Source organism: Streptococcus sp. HMSC10A01, from assembly GCF_001807785.1.
GTDB lineage: Bacteria > Bacillota > Bacilli > Lactobacillales > Streptococcaceae > Streptococcus > Streptococcus gordonii.
In genome coordinates, this window is record NZ_KV790961.1 from 92,968 (window position 1) to 110,446 (window position 17,479).

16 protein-coding genes are annotated in these 17,479 nt (G+C 40.0%); 13 read left to right on the forward strand and 3 right to left on the reverse strand.

All coding sequences use genetic code 11. The annotated features are described in order from the left end of the window. Positions 1–4 precede the first annotated feature (4 nt). A complete protein-coding gene (locus tag HMPREF3108_RS00445) occupies positions 5–946 on the reverse strand; it encodes a polysaccharide deacetylase family protein (RefSeq protein ID WP_048778575.1) in 942 nt (313 codons plus the stop codon). A gap of 119 nt (positions 947–1,065) precedes the next feature. Here HMPREF3108_RS00445 and HMPREF3108_RS00450 point away from each other — a divergent pair, with 119 nt between their 5' ends. The 9 genes from HMPREF3108_RS00450 (at position 1,066) to HMPREF3108_RS00485 (ending at position 9,233) form a co-directional block, all read left to right on the forward strand. Next, positions 1,066–2,352: a homoserine dehydrogenase gene (locus HMPREF3108_RS00450; protein WP_012000260.1), complete on the forward strand. Its 1,287-nt coding sequence runs from the start codon at positions 1,066–1,068 to the stop codon at positions 2,350–2,352. Position 2,353: 1 nt separating this feature from the next. Continuing rightward, positions 2,354–3,220, forward strand: coding sequence for a homoserine kinase (thrB, locus tag HMPREF3108_RS00455; RefSeq protein ID WP_070492858.1), 867 nt, complete (start codon positions 2,354–2,356; stop codon positions 3,218–3,220). A 90-nt stretch (positions 3,221–3,310) separates the two neighbouring features. Further along, positions 3,311–4,234 carry a hypothetical protein gene (locus HMPREF3108_RS00460; RefSeq protein ID WP_070492860.1) on the forward strand — a complete coding sequence of 308 codons (924 nt, stop codon included), beginning with the start codon at positions 3,311–3,313 and terminating at the stop codon, positions 4,232–4,234. A gap of 96 nt (positions 4,235–4,330) precedes the next feature. Continuing rightward, positions 4,331–5,239 carry a UDP-N-acetylmuramate dehydrogenase gene (gene murB / locus HMPREF3108_RS00465; RefSeq protein ID WP_045502202.1) on the forward strand — a complete coding sequence of 303 codons (909 nt, stop codon included), beginning with the start codon at positions 4,331–4,333 and terminating at the stop codon, positions 5,237–5,239. An 18-nt stretch (positions 5,240–5,257) separates the two neighbouring features. Further along, complete coding sequence (locus HMPREF3108_RS10775) at positions 5,258–5,404, forward strand: hypothetical protein (protein ID WP_155718594.1); 147 nt, start codon at positions 5,258–5,260, stop codon at positions 5,402–5,404. Between the two features lie 47 nt (positions 5,405–5,451). Then, positions 5,452–6,609 carry an ABC transporter ATP-binding protein gene (locus HMPREF3108_RS00470; RefSeq protein ID WP_045502205.1) on the forward strand — a complete coding sequence of 386 codons (1,158 nt, stop codon included), beginning with the start codon at positions 5,452–5,454 and terminating at the stop codon, positions 6,607–6,609. Further along, entirely contained in the window at positions 6,590–7,396 is an 807-nt protein-coding gene (locus HMPREF3108_RS00475) for an ABC transporter permease (protein ID WP_012000265.1), read from the forward strand. The genes HMPREF3108_RS00470 and HMPREF3108_RS00475 overlap by 20 nt, the downstream gene beginning before the upstream one ends. Next, positions 7,393–8,166 carry an ABC transporter permease gene (locus tag HMPREF3108_RS00480; protein WP_008808976.1) on the forward strand — a complete coding sequence of 258 codons (774 nt, stop codon included), beginning with the start codon at positions 7,393–7,395 and terminating at the stop codon, positions 8,164–8,166. Before HMPREF3108_RS00475 ends, HMPREF3108_RS00480 begins: the two co-directional genes overlap by 4 nt. Beyond that, positions 8,163–9,233, forward strand: a complete 1,071-nt coding sequence (locus HMPREF3108_RS00485) for an ABC transporter substrate-binding protein (protein WP_046165813.1) — start codon at positions 8,163–8,165, stop codon at positions 9,231–9,233. Before HMPREF3108_RS00480 ends, HMPREF3108_RS00485 begins: the two co-directional genes overlap by 4 nt. 33 nt (positions 9,234–9,266) lie before the next feature. Here the strand turns inward: HMPREF3108_RS00485 and HMPREF3108_RS00490 are convergent, their stop codons facing one another. Both HMPREF3108_RS00490 and ppdK read right to left on the reverse strand, forming a co-directional pair. Then, positions 9,267–9,674: a DUF6556 family protein gene (locus HMPREF3108_RS00490; RefSeq protein WP_048778583.1), complete on the reverse strand. Its 408-nt coding sequence runs from the start codon at positions 9,672–9,674 to the stop codon at positions 9,267–9,269. Between the two features lie 285 nt (positions 9,675–9,959). Further along, positions 9,960–12,581, reverse strand: coding sequence for a pyruvate, phosphate dikinase (ppdK, locus tag HMPREF3108_RS00495; protein ID WP_048778585.1), 2,622 nt, complete (start codon positions 12,579–12,581; stop codon positions 9,960–9,962). A gap of 234 nt (positions 12,582–12,815) precedes the next feature. Here ppdK and HMPREF3108_RS00500 point away from each other — a divergent pair, with 234 nt between their 5' ends. The 4 genes from HMPREF3108_RS00500 to HMPREF3108_RS00515 all read left to right on the forward strand — a co-directional run bounded on the left by HMPREF3108_RS00500 (position 12,816) and on the right by HMPREF3108_RS00515 (position 17,477). Continuing rightward, positions 12,816–13,454, forward strand: coding sequence for a CBS domain-containing protein (locus HMPREF3108_RS00500; protein WP_048778587.1), 639 nt, complete (start codon positions 12,816–12,818; stop codon positions 13,452–13,454). Positions 13,455–13,456: 2 nt separating this feature from the next. Then, positions 13,457–14,269, forward strand: a complete 813-nt coding sequence (locus HMPREF3108_RS00505) for a pyruvate, water dikinase regulatory protein (protein WP_048778590.1) — start codon at positions 13,457–13,459, stop codon at positions 14,267–14,269. Between the two features lie 55 nt (positions 14,270–14,324). After that, positions 14,325–16,235, forward strand: a complete 1,911-nt coding sequence (locus HMPREF3108_RS00510; protein WP_061593612.1) for a fructose-bisphosphatase class III — start codon at positions 14,325–14,327, stop codon at positions 16,233–16,235. 99 nt (positions 16,236–16,334) lie between these two features. Continuing rightward, positions 16,335–17,477 (forward strand): cysteine desulfurase family protein, encoded by a 1,143-nt coding sequence (locus HMPREF3108_RS00515; RefSeq protein ID WP_061593611.1) that lies wholly within the window; start codon positions 16,335–16,337, stop codon positions 17,475–17,477. Positions 17,478–17,479 lie beyond the last annotated feature (2 nt).

Consider the following 17,479-nt stretch of genomic DNA (forward strand, 5'->3'; position numbering starts at 1 on the left):
GTCTTTAATTTGCTATCTCATCTAGGAGACTCTGTGCAGTGGTCGTTGGATTGACACGAACACGATTGAGTGATAGAAGTCCGTCTGAGAGAGAAGCCAAGCCATTATTGGTCGTCAATCCCATTTTATATCCTAACTTTTCTGCAAGCTGAAGAGTTGTCTCACTGTAACGGCCAGAAGGATAAGCTACGGTAGTGGTTGTCTGAGAAAGATTACGATCTAAATACTCTTTTGAATCTTGTAATTCTGAATTTTGAGTATCAGCACTTGATACGGATAAATCTGGATGGTTCACGGTATGATCTTCAAAGGACATGCCATTTTTCTTCATTTCTTTGATCTCATCAAGTGTTAGAATATCTTCGCGACCTGCTTGAACAAAACCTGTAATGACATTGTTAGTGGCCTTCATTTGGTATTTTTGTAGGATAGGATAAGCTTGAGTATAGAAGTCCTTAAGACTATCATCAAAAGTTAACCAAACGACCTTCTTATTCTCTGGGAGGACATTTTCAGTTAAGGCCTTATAAGCTTCAGCAGGAGAAAGAGTGTAGTATCCTGCTTCTTTCAAGGCCTTTAAGTGGCTTTCAAAAGTTTCCGGATCAACAATTAGTCCAGAGTTAGCGGCTTCAGACGGGTCCATGACATGGATAGCATGATACATCAAGATGGGCAATTTAACAGGCTTATCTTGCTTGACCCATTTGATTTCTTCTTTCTTTTGACTAGTGGAGGAGGGCTGGCTCGCCTCTTCTGAAGGGCTTGCTTTACTAACTTGGCTAGCTTCAGGCTTGCTTGCTTCTTGCTGACTATTACTGTATTCTTTCCAAAGGAAAATACCACCAGTAACGATAAAGATGAGAAGAATGAGGTTCAACAGAAGTAAGATATCTCTTTTCTTTCGAGCCTTTTTTTCTGCAGAACGATTGCGATTAGGATAAGTCATAATTTCTCCTTGGCTAGATATTTGCTTTTATTATATCAAATCTAGAGAGGAATAGTATGAATTTTGTGCTAAATTCTGATATAATAGACTTTATACAGAAAAAATTTGAGGAGTGCTTCATGTCTATTAAAATAGCTTTACTTGGTTTTGGAACAGTGGCCAGTGGTGTGCCATTTCTACTGAAGGAAAACGGAGAGAAAATCGTTCAAGCAGCCCATTCAGAGATTGATGTTGCTAAAGTCTTGGTTAAGGATGATGCTGAAAAAGAGCGTCTTTTGGCAGCAGGAAATGACTTTAATTTTGTTACAAATGTTGAAGAAATCCTGAATGATCCTGAGATTACAATCGTTGTAGAGTTGATGGGACGGATTGAGCCAGCGAAAACCTTTATCACTCGTGCTCTTGAAGCTGGCAAACATGTGGTGACGGCCAATAAGGACTTGTTGGCAGTTCACGGAGCTGAGCTGTTGGAAATTGCTCAAAAACAAAACGTGGCTCTCTACTATGAAGCAGCTGTTGCTGGCGGTATTCCGATCCTGCGTACCTTGGTCAATTCATTGGCTTCTGACAAAATTACTCGTATCCTAGGTGTGGTTAATGGAACCTCTAACTTTATGATGACCAAGATGGTAGAAGAGGGTTGGTCTTATGAAGATGCTCTTGCTGAGGCTCAGAAACTTGGATATGCTGAAAGTGATCCGACCAATGACGTAGATGGCATTGATGCTGCCTATAAGATGGTTATTCTTAGCCAGTTCGCCTTTGGTATGAATGTTAAGTTTGAAGATGTGGGCCATCAAGGAATTCGAAATATCACACCAGAAGATGTGGCTGTCGCTCAGGAATTGGGCTATGTAGTTAAACTAGTTGGATCTATCGAAGAGACGCCATCAGGGATCGCAGCAGAAGTAGCTCCAACATTCCTTCCTAAAGCGCATCCACTTGCTAGTGTCAATGGGGTGATGAACGCTGTCTTTGTTGAGTCCATAGGTATCGGAGAGTCTATGTACTACGGACCGGGAGCTGGCCAAAAACCAACTGCAACTAGTGTCGTGGCAGACATTGTTCGGATTAGTCGTCGTTTGAATGAAGGAACAGTTGGCAAGGCATTTAATGAATTTAACCGTGAGTTGGTCTTGGCTAAGCCAGAAGATGTGAAGAGTAGCTATTACTTCTCTATCTTAGCGCCTGATTCTAAAGGCCAAGTTCTGCATTTGGCTGAGATTTTCAATGCTGAGGATGTTTCCTTTAAGCAGATTCTGCAGGAAGGTACAGACGGTGAGAAGGCTCGTGTGGTGATTATTACCCATGCTGTCAGCAAGACACAGCTGGAAAATGTCACTGCTAAGCTTAAAGAAGTTGCTGAGTTCGATTTGCTCAACACCTTCAAAGTATTAGGAGATTAAGATGAAGATTATTGTACCCGCTACCAGTGCTAATATTGGTCCAGGCTTCGATTCAGTTGGTGTGGCTGTCAGCAAGTATTTGACCATTGAGGTTCTGGAGGAAAGAGATGAGTGGCTAATCGAACATGACTTAAATCCAAGAATTCCCAAGGATAAACGAAACTTGCTAATCAAAGTAGCCTTGCAACTGGCACCAAATCTTCAGCCTTACCGTTTGAAGATGACCAGCGATATTCCTTTGGCACGTGGTCTGGGGTCATCTAGCTCAGTTATCGTGGCTGGTATTGAATTGGCTAACCAATTAGGAAAACTGGATTTAACGGATGATGAAAAGCTGGATTGGGCAAACAAGATTGAAGGTCATCCAGACAATGTAGCTCCAGCTATCTTTGGAAATCTAGTCATATCTAGTGTTTTTAAAGGGGCTGTTTCCTCTGTTAGGGCAGACTTTCCAGAGTGTTCTTTCATTGCTTATGTTCCTAAGTACGAACTGAAGACACGTGATAGTCGCAGTGTTTTGCCATTTAAATTTTCTTATAAGGAAGCAGTAGCAGCTAGTTCTATTGCCAATGTCGCCATTGCAGCTCTTCTCAAGGGAGACCTTGTCAAGGCAGGCCGAGCCATTGAATCGGATCACTTCCATGAGCGTTTTCGCCAAAAACTCGTCAGAGAATTTCCTAACATTAAGAAATTGGCTAAAAAACATGGAGCTTATGCTACTTATTTATCTGGAGCAGGTCCAACAATTATGATTTTAGCTCCAAAAGATAGGGCCAAATTAATTCAAACACGGATTGAGGGATGCAAGTATAATGGAGAAGTCTTTATACTAGATGTTGACAGAGATGGTGTTCGAGTGGAATTTTAAATGCTTTAAAATAGACGAAGAGACTGTCTATTCCTATCAAAAAAATTATGATATAATCAAATGAATATCCAACTAGGAGGTTTTACACGAATGGATAAACTTGAATGGCAGGATCTTGCTAGCCAGCTAGGACTTGAGTACGATGAAGATACGAAAATTATTTTCGGTCAGAAAGATGGGTACACTCTTTTTATTGAAGATGCTGGTGAAAAAATCTACCGAATTTGTTTTTCAGTTAAAGGTGATGAAGCACTTTCCATTGCGGAAGATCTGAAAGAATTGAAAAAATCCACTAAGGGTATGACAAATGCTCAGCTTACGCGTTACAAGCTTGTTGTTACTGTTAAAGGCGGAATGACTAAGGGTAGAACCAAAGAAACAATTGCTGAATGTTTGGAATCTAGTGTCACCTTCTTAAAAGAGCATGGGTTAATCAATGTTTGTGAGCACACTGGAGAAGCAGAGCCAACAGCAGTTTACCAAGTAGGAACAAACTTGTTGATTTTATCGGCTGATAGCTTCCAACAGTTGAGCTCTAATCTTGCAATTGAGAATCAAAGCTATGATCAGCAAAATGAAAATGTGATTGGCGGAATCGTCGGAGCCTTTGTTGGATGTTTGATCGGTGGAGCAGTTACATTGGGAATTGCTCAATTGGGTTATGTCTCTTTTGTATCTGGTTTGGTTATGGGGGTTTGTACCATTAAGGGTTATGAACTTTTAGGAAAGAAATTATCTAAACTTGGAATTGGTATCAGTATTTTCTTTATGCTTGTGATGATTTTATTTGTTCACCAGCTTGACTGGGCTTTATTAGTTTCAAGAGAAGTAGGTACGGATGTCTTTACAGCTTTCTCTTATTTCACAAATTATCTCTTATCTGGTGGAGAAGTTCATTATACCTACTGGCTTAACCTTGGATTGCTCTATCTCTTTACAGGAATTGGTGCCTACTCTATGGTACACAATGCTTTAGGTAATCATACCTTGAAGTATGTCACTCGGAAATTATAAAAGAAAACTGGCTGAGACCAGTTTTTTTGTATTTTTATCGAAAATGCCGATTAATTTTGATATAATAGAATCAATTTGTGATAAGAAAGAGAAATCATGGTGAATATAGAATTATTAAAGTCGGAATTAGCGGGAATTGATATCCGTTTTGATGAACCACTGAAGAAATACACTTACACAAAAGTTGGTGGTCCGGCTGATTATTTAGCTTTTCCTCGTAACCGATACGAATTAGTTCGACTGGTCAAGTTTGCTAATAGAGAGCAGATTCCATGGATGGTTCTGGGGAATGCTAGTAATATCATTGTTCGTGATGGTGGTATTCGTGGCTTTGTGATTATGTTTGACCAGTTACATACCATTATGGTAAACGGCTATACGATTGAAGCCGAAGCCGGGGCTAAATTAATCGACACGACTCATGTGGCCTTGCATCATAGCTTGACAGGTTTTGAGTTTGCATGTGGAATTCCAGGAAGTGTAGGTGGAGCTGTCTTCATGAATGCTGGCGCCTATGGTGGCGAAATCGCTCATGTCCTAGTATCTTGTAAGGTCCTGACTCCAGAAGGAGAAATCAAGACGATTTCAGCAGAGGAAATGAAGTTTGGCTATCGCTCTTCGGTAATTCAGGAAACGGGTGATATTGTCATTTCTGCTAAATTCGCCCTTTCTCCAGGAAATTACACAGCCATCCAGCAGGAAATGAAACGTCTGACACACCTGCGTGAACTTAAGCAACCGCTAGAATATCCATCGTGTGGTTCGGTCTTTAAACGTCCTTTAGGCCATTTTGCTGGCCAGTTGATTAGTGAAGCTGGTCTCAAGGGACATCGGATTGGTGGCGTTGAGGTTTCAACCAAACACGCTGGTTTTATGGTCAATATTGCAGATGGAAATGCTCAGAACTATGAAGATTTGATTGCTCACGTGATTCAAACTGTTGAAAATGAATCTGGTATAAGGTTGGAGCGTGAAGTCCGGATTATTGGAGAGACTTTACAGTAAAATTTTACTGAGATTGAAATGTTAGATAAGAAGGTTAGTCGTTGTCTAGTAATGAACGACTTTCTGCTTTTTTCTGACCGCTACGTTTTAGTTGAGGGGGTGACGCCTATCGATATCGCAAGTATGCAGGGCACTAGTTGCCCTCGAGAAGCAGTAGCGGCTTGACAGAGCCTCAATCTGTTAATACATGAAAAAGAAGGAATTTATGTGAATTGAAAAAACCAATTATCGAATTCAAAAATGTTTCTAAGGTTTTTGAGGATAACAATACTGTTGTTTTAAAAGACATTAACTTTGAGCTAGAAGAAGGAAAATTTTATACTCTTCTGGGGGCTTCAGGGTCTGGTAAATCTACTATTTTAAATATTATCGCAGGCCTCCTAGATGCCTCTACAGGAGATGTCTTTTTGGATGGGGTACGGATCAATGATGTACCTACCAATAAACGTGATGTACACACTGTCTTTCAGTCTTATGCCCTTTTTCCACATATGAATGTCTTTGAAAACGTGGCCTTTCCGCTACGTTTGCGTAAGGTTGAGAAGAAGGAAATTGAACGTCGTGTCAAAGAAGTGTTGAAAATGGTTCAGCTGGAAGGTTTTGATCGCCGTTCTATTCGAAAATTATCAGGTGGTCAGCGACAACGGGTAGCCATTGCTCGAGCGATCATTAATGAACCTCGAGTGGTCCTCTTAGATGAACCACTATCAGCTCTTGATTTGAAATTGCGGACGGACATGCAGTATGAACTTCGTGAGTTGCAACAGCGCCTAGGCATTACCTTTGTCTTTGTTACTCACGACCAGGAAGAAGCTCTAGCAATGAGCGATTGGATCTTTGTCATGAATGACGGAGAGATTGTCCAGTCTGGTACACCGGTTGATATCTATGATGAGCCGATTAATCATTTTGTTGCAACTTTCATTGGAGAGTCTAATATCCTTCCTGGTAAGATGATTGAGGACTATTTGGTTGAGTTCAATGGCAAACGCTTTGAAGCGGTGGACGGTGGTATGCGTCCTAATGAGTCGGTTGAAGTTGTTATTCGACCAGAAGATCTGCGCATCACTCTGCCAGAGGAAGGAAAACTACAGGTTAAGGTTGATACTCAGCTTTTCCGTGGAGTCCACTATGAAATCATCGCCTATGACGAACTGGGAAATGAATGGATGATTCACTCGACCCGCAAAGCCATTGTCGGTGAAGTCATTGGTCTTCAGTTTGAACCAGAAGATATCCATATTATGCGTCTCAATGAAACAGAAGAAGAATTTGATGCTCGTATCGAAGAATATGTTGAAATTGAAGAACAAGAAGCTGGTCTGATTAACGCAATCGAGGAGGAAAGAGATGAAGAAAACAACCTCTAACCTCTTTATTGTTCCATATTTTTTATGGATTGTGCTTTTTGTACTAGCACCAGTGGCTATGATTATCTGGAATTCCTTCTTTAATATTGAAGGAGGATTCACCTTAGAAAACTACCGGACTTATTTTGCCTCTCAGAATCTGACCTATTTAAAAATGAGTTTCAATTCGATTTTTTACGCGGGAATTGTAACTTTGGTCACCTTATTGGTCAGTTATCCAACGGCATTTTTCTTGACTCAGCTCAAGCACAAGCAACTCTGGCTCATGCTGATTGTCCTACCGACTTGGATTAATCTTTTGCTGAAGGCCTATGCCTTTATTGGAATTTTCGGTCAGGATGGCTCTATCAACCAATTCCTTAGCTTTATCGGAGTTGGACCTCAGCAAATTCTTTTTACCGATTTTTCTTTCATTTTTGTTGCTAGTTACATTGAGCTTCCCTTCATGATTTTGCCAATCTTCAATGTGTTGGATGATTTGGATCCAAATCTCATTAACGCCAGTCGTGATTTGGGAGCCAATCGTTGGGATACTTTCCGTCGCGTGATATTCCCACTTTCGATGAATGGAGTGCGCTCAGGAGTTCAGTCAGTTTTCATTCCCAGTCTCAGCCTCTTCATGCTGACTCGTCTGATTGGCGGAAATCGAGTTATTACCCTAGGGACAGCGATTGAGCAACACTTTCTAACGACGCAAAACTGGGGGATGGGTTCAACCATCGGAGTGGTTCTGATTATTGCCATGCTCCTGATTATGTGGGCAACCAAAGAAAGGAGAGATCGATGAAGAAACTATCCAGTATCTATCTAGCTTTTGTCTTTCTGATTCTTTATCTGCCAATCTTCTATCTGATTGGTTATGCCCTCAATGCTGGTGACGATATGAATCAATTTACCGGCTTTAGCTTGACTCACTTTGAGAACCTCTTTGGTGACAAGCGTTTGATGCTGATTTTGGCTCAAACCTTCTTTCTGGCCTTTCTTTCTGCTTTAATCGCGACAATCATTGGGACTTTTGGAGCAATCTATATCTATCAAGCCAAGAAAAAATACCAGGAAGCTTTCCTTTCTGTCAACAATGTCTTGATGGTAGCGCCAGATGTAATGATTGGTGCCAGTTTCTTGATTCTCTTCACAAATATGAAATTCCAGCTGGGCTTTATCTCAGTTCTGGCTAGCCACGTGGCCTTCTCTATTCCAATCGTTGTTCTGATGATTCTGCCAAGGCTTAAAGAAATGAATGACGACATGATTAAGGCGGCTTACGACTTGGGAGCCAGTCAGTTACAAATGCTGAAAGAAATCATGTTGCCTTATCTGACACCAGCTATTATAGCAGGGTATTTTATGGCGTTTACCTACTCTTTGGATGATTTTGCAGTGACCTTCTTTGTAACGGGGAATGGGTTTACTACCTTATCAGTGGAAATTTATTCTCGTGCCCGTCAGGGGATTTCTTTGGAAATCAATGCCCTATCTGCTTTAGTCTTTCTCTTTAGTATTTTACTGGTGATTGGCTATTACTTCATTTCACGAGAGAAGGAGGAGCAGGCATGAAAAGACTCTATTCCTTTCTAATCGGTATTGTTGCCATTGTCGCTGTCTTATGGCTAGTTAGTGTTCAGCTTGAAAATCAAACCAAAACTAGTGGTGGAGATAAACTGGTCATCTATAACTGGGGTGACTATATTGACCCAGAATTGCTAGAAGAATTCACCAAAGAAACGGGAGTTCAAATCCAGTACGATACCTTTGATTCAAATGAATCAATGTACACTAAAATCAAGCAGGGAGGTACGACCTATGACATTGCCATCCCTAGTGAATACATGATTGCCAAGATGATCAAAGAGAATTTGGTAGAAAAGCTAGATCACAAGCAGATCAAGGGGATGGAGAATATCGGTTCAGATTTCTTAGACCAGCCTTTTGATCCAGGGAACCAATATTCTGTTCCATATTTCTGGGGAACCCTGGGCATTGTTTATAATAGCAAATTGGTTGACAAGGCTCCAGAACATTGGGATGACCTTTGGCGCCCAGAATACAAAAACTCTATCATGTTGATTGATGGAGCGCGTGAGGTTATGGGCTTAGGTCTCAATTCTCTTGGCTATGGGTTGAATGACAAAAATGCGGATCATTTGCAGGAAGCTGTGGACAAGCTCTACAAGCTTACACCAAATATCAAAGCTATTGTAGCAGATGAGATGAAGGGCTACATGATTCAAAATAATGCGGCGATTGGTGTAACTTTCTCTGGAGAAGCTAGGCAGATGCTAGAGAAGAACGAAGACTTGCGTTACGTAGTTCCTAGTGAAGCCAGCAACCTTTGGTTTGATAACATTGTCATTCCAAAAACGGTTAAAAATAAAAAAGCAGCTTATCAATTTATTAACTTCATGCTGCGTCCAGAAAATGCCTACAAGAATGCGCTTTATGTTGGCTATGCAACACCCATTCCAAAAGCCAAGGCTCTTTTACCAAAAGAAGTCCAAGATGATGAAGCTTTCTATCCAACGGCAGAAACGATGAAACACTTAGAAGTCTATAAACAAATTGGACCAAAGTGGTTAGGGATTTATAATGACCTCTATTTACAGGTTAAAATGTATAGAAAATAAAAAAATGAGCTGGAACAGATGTTCTGGCTCATTTTATTGTTGACTTCCTTGCTCACTGCTACTAGCACTTGTCACAGACTGGCTAGAAGAAGTAGTGTCGTTGCTTGAAGAACTTGAACTGGTCTCTGTGCTAGTTGCAACTGAACTCTCTTGTGTGGAGGTCTCAGTGGCCTCAGAGGTGGAGGCAGTAGTAGTCTCTTTTTCGACTTCCTTGATAATAGTAGTCGTTTGAGCAGAAGAACTGGTATCTGATTTCTTTTGTTCATTGGACTTCATTGCATTCATAATAGTAATAGTCGCTGTGATAATACCCAGAACACTACCAATCAAGGTTAAGGTTTTCTGAAAAGCAGATAGGCCTTTTTTGATATGGCGCCCAGCTTTTCCAGTTTCCTGATTATCTTTATTTGTTTTCTTATTTTGACGAGAATAGTTGGTCATAATGTTTTTCAAACTCCTTTGCAAATACTAAATATGAATTCAAGTTCATTTCATATTTTCCATTATACGTCTTTTATTTTAAAATGTCTTAAAAAAATAAAAATTTTATATTTGAAAACGCAGTCAGTAGTTTTTTCATATAAAGATAGAAGTTTGATGATAAGAGATGCCTGGTTAAACCTTCAGAATAGTGAAAAGAATCCTGCTTAGGGAAACATGGCTTTTATCATAAAGTAAGGCTGGGAATTCTTTGTCCCAGCCTTCTTTAAATAACTATAAAGAGTTTTAGCTTCTTTCTTCTTGGAGAACAGCTTGCGCAACGGCGAGTCTAGCTGCAGGAACCCTGTATGGCGAACAGGAAACATAGGTAACATCGATTTCCTGGAAGAAAGAGATAGAAGCAGGATCACCGCCAACCTCACCACAAATACCAATGGATAGATTTGGTTTTACTTGATGAGCCTTGTTGATTGCAATTCTCATTAACTCACCAACACCATCCTTATCAATATTTTGGAATGGATCGGATGAGAGAATGCCCTTCTTTTTATAATGGCCAATAAATTTTCCAATATCATCTCGAGAGAAGCCATAGGTCATTTGAGTCAAGTCGTTGGTCCCAAAACTAAAGAAATCAGCTTCCTGAGCCAGCTTGTCAGCAGTCAGACAAGCTCGTGGCAATTCAATCATAGTACCAATTTCGTATGGGAAGGGATCTTGTTCATAGTCTTGGAAGAGGCATTGGATATGCTCAGTTAGATAAGACTTAACAAAGTCCAGTTCTTTTTTATCTGCTATCAAGGGGATCATAATTTCTGGCTTGATTTTAAGTCCTTCTTGATGCAGTCTAATGGCACTTCTAAAAATAGCCTCAGCCTGCATTTTGTAAATTTCTGGCTGAGTAATTCCCAGACGGCATCCCCGATGTCCTAGCATAGGGTTGCTTTCCTGTAAGTTTTCAATTTGGCGGGCCAGCTTTTCTGTTGACTTGTGCAATTTTTCGGCTAAAAGCTTGATTTCCTGAGGGTCCTTTGGCAGAAATTCATGCATTGGTGGATCTAAAAGGCGAATAATCATTGGTTTATCCTGAACTGCTCGGAACATATGGTAGAAGTCTTCTTCTTGGAAATGTAAAAGCTGCTTGAGGGCCATCTGAATCTCCATCTCATTGTCAGCAAGGATGAGGCGACGCATTTCTAGGATCCGGTCCTGACCAAAAAACATGTGCTCAGTACGTGCCAGTCCAACCCCTTGAGCACCAAATTTCATAGCTGTTTCCAAATCTTTGACTGTCTCAGCATTTGCTCGAACTTTCAGATGAGCAACTTCATCAGCCCAAGAAAGCAGACGCTGTAGATCTTGATTATTTTCAACTAGGACGGTTGGGATTTCTCCGCTATAAATGCAACCTGAACTACCATCAACAGAAATGATATCTCCTTCAGTAAGAGTAAGACCTCCACATGAAAGTGTCTTGCTTTCTTCGCGAATGCTTAGTTCTCCACAGCCAGCGACACAGCAGGTTCCCATTCCTCTAGCGACAACGGCTGCATGAGAGGTCATACCACCTTGGCTGGTTACAATAGCTTGGCTGACCACCATTCCTTCAATATCTTCAGGAGAAGTTTCCTGTCTGACTAAAATGACTTTTCTTCCCAGATCATGTAGTTCTTTAGCTCGATCAGCTGTAAAGACTATTTCACCAGTAGCAGCTCCAGGACTTGCTGGCAAACCTTGTGCTATGAAAGAAGCTTTTTCCAATCCTGCATCTTCAAAGACAGGATGAATTAGCTGACTAATAGACGCAGGAGATACTCTTAAGAGGGCATCATTTTTACTGATAATACCTTGCTCTACTAAATCTAACGCAATTTTTAATGAGGCTTTGGCAGTCCGTTTACCATTTCTAGTTTGTAAGATATAAAGCTTCCCTTTTTCAATAGTAAATTCAATGTCCTGCATGTCTTTATAATGGTTTTCAAGAATGCTAGCGTAGTCCTTAAAGGCTTTATAGGCTTGGGGTTGAGCTTTTTCTAATGCAGCTATAGGTTCTGGAGTCCGTATGCCAGCGACCACATCTTCTCCTTGGGCATTCAGTAAAAATTCACCGAATAATACAGCTTCACCGCTAGCAGGGTTCCTAGTAAAACAGACTCCAGTTCCACTGTTTTGATCACTATTTCCAAAAACCATGGCTTGAACGTTTACAGCTGTTCCCAAATCATGAGAAATATGATTTAAATCACGGTAAATTTTAGCTCGATTATTATTCCAGGACTTAAAAACAGCTTGAATAGCAGCGTAAAGCTGGTCTATCGGATTTTCTGGAAAATTCTTATTTTCTTGATGGTAGATTTCTTTATATTGCTTAACCAAGTCTTGGTGCTCAGCAATTGACAATTCTTTAAGGTTTTTATTCTGATTCTTTTCAAAGTTTTCTAATAAAGTATCAAAAAGTTCTTTAGGAATACCATATACAACGTCTGCAAACATTTGAAGAAGACGTCGGTAACAGTTGTAGGCAAAGTCAGGATTAGTCTGTTCGGCTAATATTTGTGTCCGATGATCATTGAGCCCAAGATTCAAAATGGTATCCATCATTCCGGGCATGGAGAATTTTGCACCGCTACGAACGGAGACTAAAAGCAAGTCAGAGTTCTCTCCATTAAAAGATTTATTCGTTTTCCTCTCAAGAAGGGTAATCGCTTTCAAAATATGATCTTTTAAAGAGGAATCAAAGAAATCAGGATTTTCGAGAAACTTGTTACAGCTTTCTGTAGTAATGGTAAAACCGGGAGGAACAGGCAATCCCAAATTGCTCATCTCTGCTAAATTGGCTCCTTTTCCGCCAAGGAGAGCTTTGTCATTCGCACTTCCTTCCTCGAAGGAATAAATCCATTTTGTCATATCTGCCTCCAAATTAATTTAATATGTGTCATATAAAAAGACAAATTCATTGTAATATACATCATATATACTTGTCAAATAAAAAACATGCAGGTTTTTTGTTGACATATTTATTTTTTTTGATATAATGTGTAACAAAAATGATGATTATATAATAACTTTTAATTTAAATATGCCAAGAATATCCATTATTTATTTTTATCATTTATTGAATACAGAAAGGTTTTATGTTAATTGAAATTAAGCGAACGACAAAAGAAAATTGTAGAAATTGTTAAAGTTCAGCAGCCTTTAAGCGGTGAGAAAATTTCGGAGCTACTGGATATTTCTCGGGCGACATTACGGTCAGATCTTTCCTTTCTAACCTTGGTTGGAATTTTAAAGGCTACTCCGAAAGTTGGTTACACGTATTCTGGCACTGATCTTGAAACACTTTTCTTTTTTGATACTTTTCGAAAAGAAGTAGTAGAGATTATGACTTCTCCGGTCTTGGTAAGCCATGATTCTTATATTCAGGATGCTATTATTACTCTCTTTATGTATGATGCAGATGTTCTCTATGTCATTGATGAAGAAAAGCTTCTCCTTGGAATTATGTCGCGTAAAGATCTTCTGAGGGCTTCACTCAATTCAAATATCAATAGTACACCTGTAGCAGTTTGTATGACCAGGATGCCCCATATTAAAACATGTCACAAGAATATGAATATTTTAGAAGCTGCTGCCCTCCTTCAAGATTATGCCATAGATTCGTTGCCAATAGTGGACGAGGAGAATGAGCGTAAAATTTTAGGAAGCGTGACCAAGTCAGCCTTGTTGGATTATATTATTCAGCAAGCTCGAAGCGCTGAGGTGAATAGAGAAGAGGAATAAATATGAAAAAAGAAATGATTGTTTATAGTGTTTCAGATTCATTAGGTGGGACTTCCCAAAAGTTGCTGTCAGCAGTTACGGCTCAGTATCCAGATATCATTTTTAATAACAGCTATCGTTTTCCTTTTATTAATAAGGAGGAGGAACTGTTAGATATTTTACGAGACGCTATCAAGGATGATGCCCTAGTAATTAGTACCTTGGTTGATGGCAAGCTAGCCTCTGTGGCTAGAGAATTTAGTCAGGCTCATGGTCTGTCCTATTTGGATTTGATGCATCCATTTTTTGAAATTATCAAGGAAAAGACGGGTACTGACCCGATTGAAGTCCCTGGGACTCTTCATCGTTTAGATAGCGAATACTTTAATAAAATTTCAGCTATTGAATTTGCGGTCAAGTATGATGACGGTAAAGCGCCACAAGGATTTTTAGATTCAGATATAGTCCTGTTGGGTGTTTCCCGCACTTCGAAAACACCTCTTAGCATTTACTTAGCTAATAAAGGATATAAGGTTTCAAATTTTCCTTTAATCCCAGAAGTTCCTCTGCCTCAGGTTTTGGAAAAAGTTGATTCTCGCCGTTTAATTGGTCTTGTTTGTGAGCCAGAAAAATTAGCGAAAATTCGTAGTCACCGTCTCGACTCTTTAGGCTTGACCCAGGAAACCAGCTATACAGATCTGGAAAAAATTTATCAGGAATTGGACTACTCTAAAACCGTATTTAAAAAATATGGAGCTCAGATCATTAATATGTCAGATAAATCAATTGAAGAGACAGCTTTCTTGATCGAAGAGCATTTAAAAAAACTGAACTAAGCGAATGAAGAGTTAACTGTTTTTCATAAATAGGTTAGAGCGTTGGAGGGCAGATATGGAGCAATATAAGCGTATTTTACTGAAAGAATTTGACTCTCGGCAAAAGGTTATTACAGAACTAACCAACCTTGAAGCAATTTTAAACCTTCCTAAAGGGACAGAGCTTTACATCAGTGATATTCATGGAGAATTCGAGGCTTTTGACTATATTTTAAGAAGCTGTGCTGGTATTCTTAATGAAAAAATTAAGGATTGCTTCGGGGATTCTTTATCACAAGATGATAAAAACAGACTATCAGCTTTGGTTTCCTATCCAGAACTTGTCTTGAAAGAAGGCAATAAAAGCAGAGACTGGTATAAGGACACCATCCCTCAGCTGTTAAGCTTGCTGACCTTTGCAGCAGCCAAGTATAGTCGCTCCAAGCTAAGAAAGGCCTTGCCCCCTCAATATGCCTATATCATTGAAGAATTGGTTTATAGTGATACCGCTTTAGCGGATAAAAAAACTTACTTCGAAAATATTCTGTCTTATGTTATTGAGCTACGCGAAGCTGTTCCTTTTATTCTGGGGATATCTAGAAGTATCCGTCGCTTATTGATTGACCACTTGCATGTGGTGGGAGATATTTTTGATAGAGGGGCTGGTAGTCCTCAAGTCATGGATGAACTCTTGCATTTTCATTCTTTAGACATTCAGTGGGGAAATCACGATATTATTTGGATGGGAGGCTTTTTCGGCTCTAAAGCCTGCATGCTCAATGCCTTGCGTATTGCAGCACGCTATGGTTATCTGTGGGATATTGAAAAGGCGTATGGCTTAAATCTTCGAGCCTTAACACTATTTGCGGATAGAACCTATAAGGCCAATCCTAAGTTTAGACCTATTCTGGGACATAGAGAAGACGATTTCACTTCTGAAGAAATTTTACAGTTGGAAAAGGTTCATCAAGCTCTTACCATAATACAGTTTAAGCTAGAAAGTCAATTAATAAAAAGACGCCCTGAGTTCCAGATGGAGGACCAGGTTACCTTGGATAAAATTGATTACTGGGAAGAATGTCTGACGATCGATGATAAAAAACATCCTTTGATTAATACTTGTTTTCAAACTATTGATCCAACAAATCCATCAGAATTAAGTCCAGAAGAAGCGCAAGCAGTTGACAGTATGTTGGCTTCCTTCCAAGAATCTCTCAAGCTGGCTGAACATATCAACCTGCTCATGAAAAAGGGTTCAATGTATAAGATTTACAACCAACATTTGCTCTTTCATGGCTGTATTCCTCTTGAACCTTCTGGAGAGTTTCAACCTTTTATGATTCATCAAGCGCATTATGTAGGAAGAGAATTGCTGGATTTCTTTGAATACCATATTCGCCAAGCAGCAAAGAATAAGGAAATCGGCGATGATTTTTCGACAGACTTAATTTGGTATTGTTGGAGAGGTAAATTGTCCCCTCTATTTGGGAAAGATAAGATGACCACTTTAGAACGTTATTTTATCGAGGATAAGGATACCCACAAGGAAGTGGAAAATTCTTATTTTTCTTATCGTAATTCTGAGAAAATTTGTCAATTGATTTTAGAAGAATTCGGCCTCTTTTCCCAGGAGTCTAGAATGGTCAACGGCCACACTCCAGTCAAGACAGGCAAGGGAGAATCTCCTATTCGTGGTGGTGGCTTGCTCTTCGTCATTGATGGCGGTTTGTGTGAAGCTTATCAAGAAAAGACTGGAACAGCAGGATATTCTTTGCTGAATAATTCTTACGGTTTTCAACTGGTAACCCACCAACCCTTCCAAAATGCCCAAAAGGTAGTAGAAGCACCTTTTGCCCAGACTTCTTTAAAGAAAGTTATTGAAAATGTTGAACAGCGAACTCTGATTAAATCCACTAGTATCGGTCAAATATTGATGGCCCAGCAACAAGAACTTTTTGCTCTGCTACATGAATTTTACGACTTTTAAAACATACCCTAGATTCTTCTTGAATTTAGGGCTTTTTCTTTCTTGTTCCTGTTTCTCTTTCGTGTTACAATAGGAGTATTGAAATTTTGAGGAAAGAACATGATTTATTTAGATAATTCAGCGACAACAAGACCTTATCCTGAGTCTTTGGCCACTTACACAGAGGTTGCTTCTAAAATCTGGGGAAATCCTTCCAGTCTGCACAGTTTAGGCAGTCAGGCAACCCGTCTCTTAGAAGCTTCACGTAGGCAAATTGCAGAGCTTTTGGGCAAGTCTTCGTCGGAGATTTTTTTTACGTCTGGAGGGACAGAAGGAGACAACTGGGTGCTTAAAGGAGTTGCCTTTGAAAAGGTTCCTTTTGGAAAACACATCATCGTGTCTAACATTGAGCATCCCGCTGTTAAAGAATCAGCTCTTTGGCTACAGAGTCAAGGGTTTGAAATAGATTTTGCCCCAGTGGACAAGTCTGGTTTTGTTGATGTAGACAAGCTAGCGGAGTTGATTCGACCAGACACTACACTAGTCTCTATCATGGCTGTCAATAATGAAATTGGCAGTATTCAACCCATTCAGAAAATATCCGAACTGCTAGCAGACAAGCCGACTATTTCCTTTCATGTGGACGCTGTACAGGCTGTTACGAAGATTCCAACAGCTGCTTATCTGACGGATCGCGTGGATTTTGCGACATTTTCCAGTCATAAATTTCATGGTCTTCGGGGTGTGGGAATTGTCTATATCAAGTCTGGCAAGAAAATCAGTCCGCTTTTGACTGGTGGAGGCCAGGAGTCGGACAAGCGTTCAACGACGGAAAATTTAGCTGGCATTGCAGCGACAGCCAAAGCTCTGCGTTTGTCCATGGAAAAGCAAGAAGCATTTGCCCAGCGGACGGCTCAGATGAAGAAGATTCTTCTTGAAGAACTGCAGAAATATCCAGATGTGGTGATTTTCTCAGACATGGGAGATTTTGCGCCTCATATACTGACCTTTGGTATCAAGGGAGTGCGTGGCGAAGTTGTCGTTCATGCATTTGAAGACTACGAGATTTATATCTCGACTACCAGCGCTTGCTCTTCTAAGGCTGGAAAGCCAGCAGGAACCCTAATCGCTATGGGGGTTGAAAAGTCTATCGCTCAAACGGCTGTCCGTATCAGTTTGGATCTTGACAACGATATGAGCCAGATGGAGCAGTTTTTGACAACTTTTAAAATCATTTACGAAAAAACTAGAAAAGTAAGGTAAAC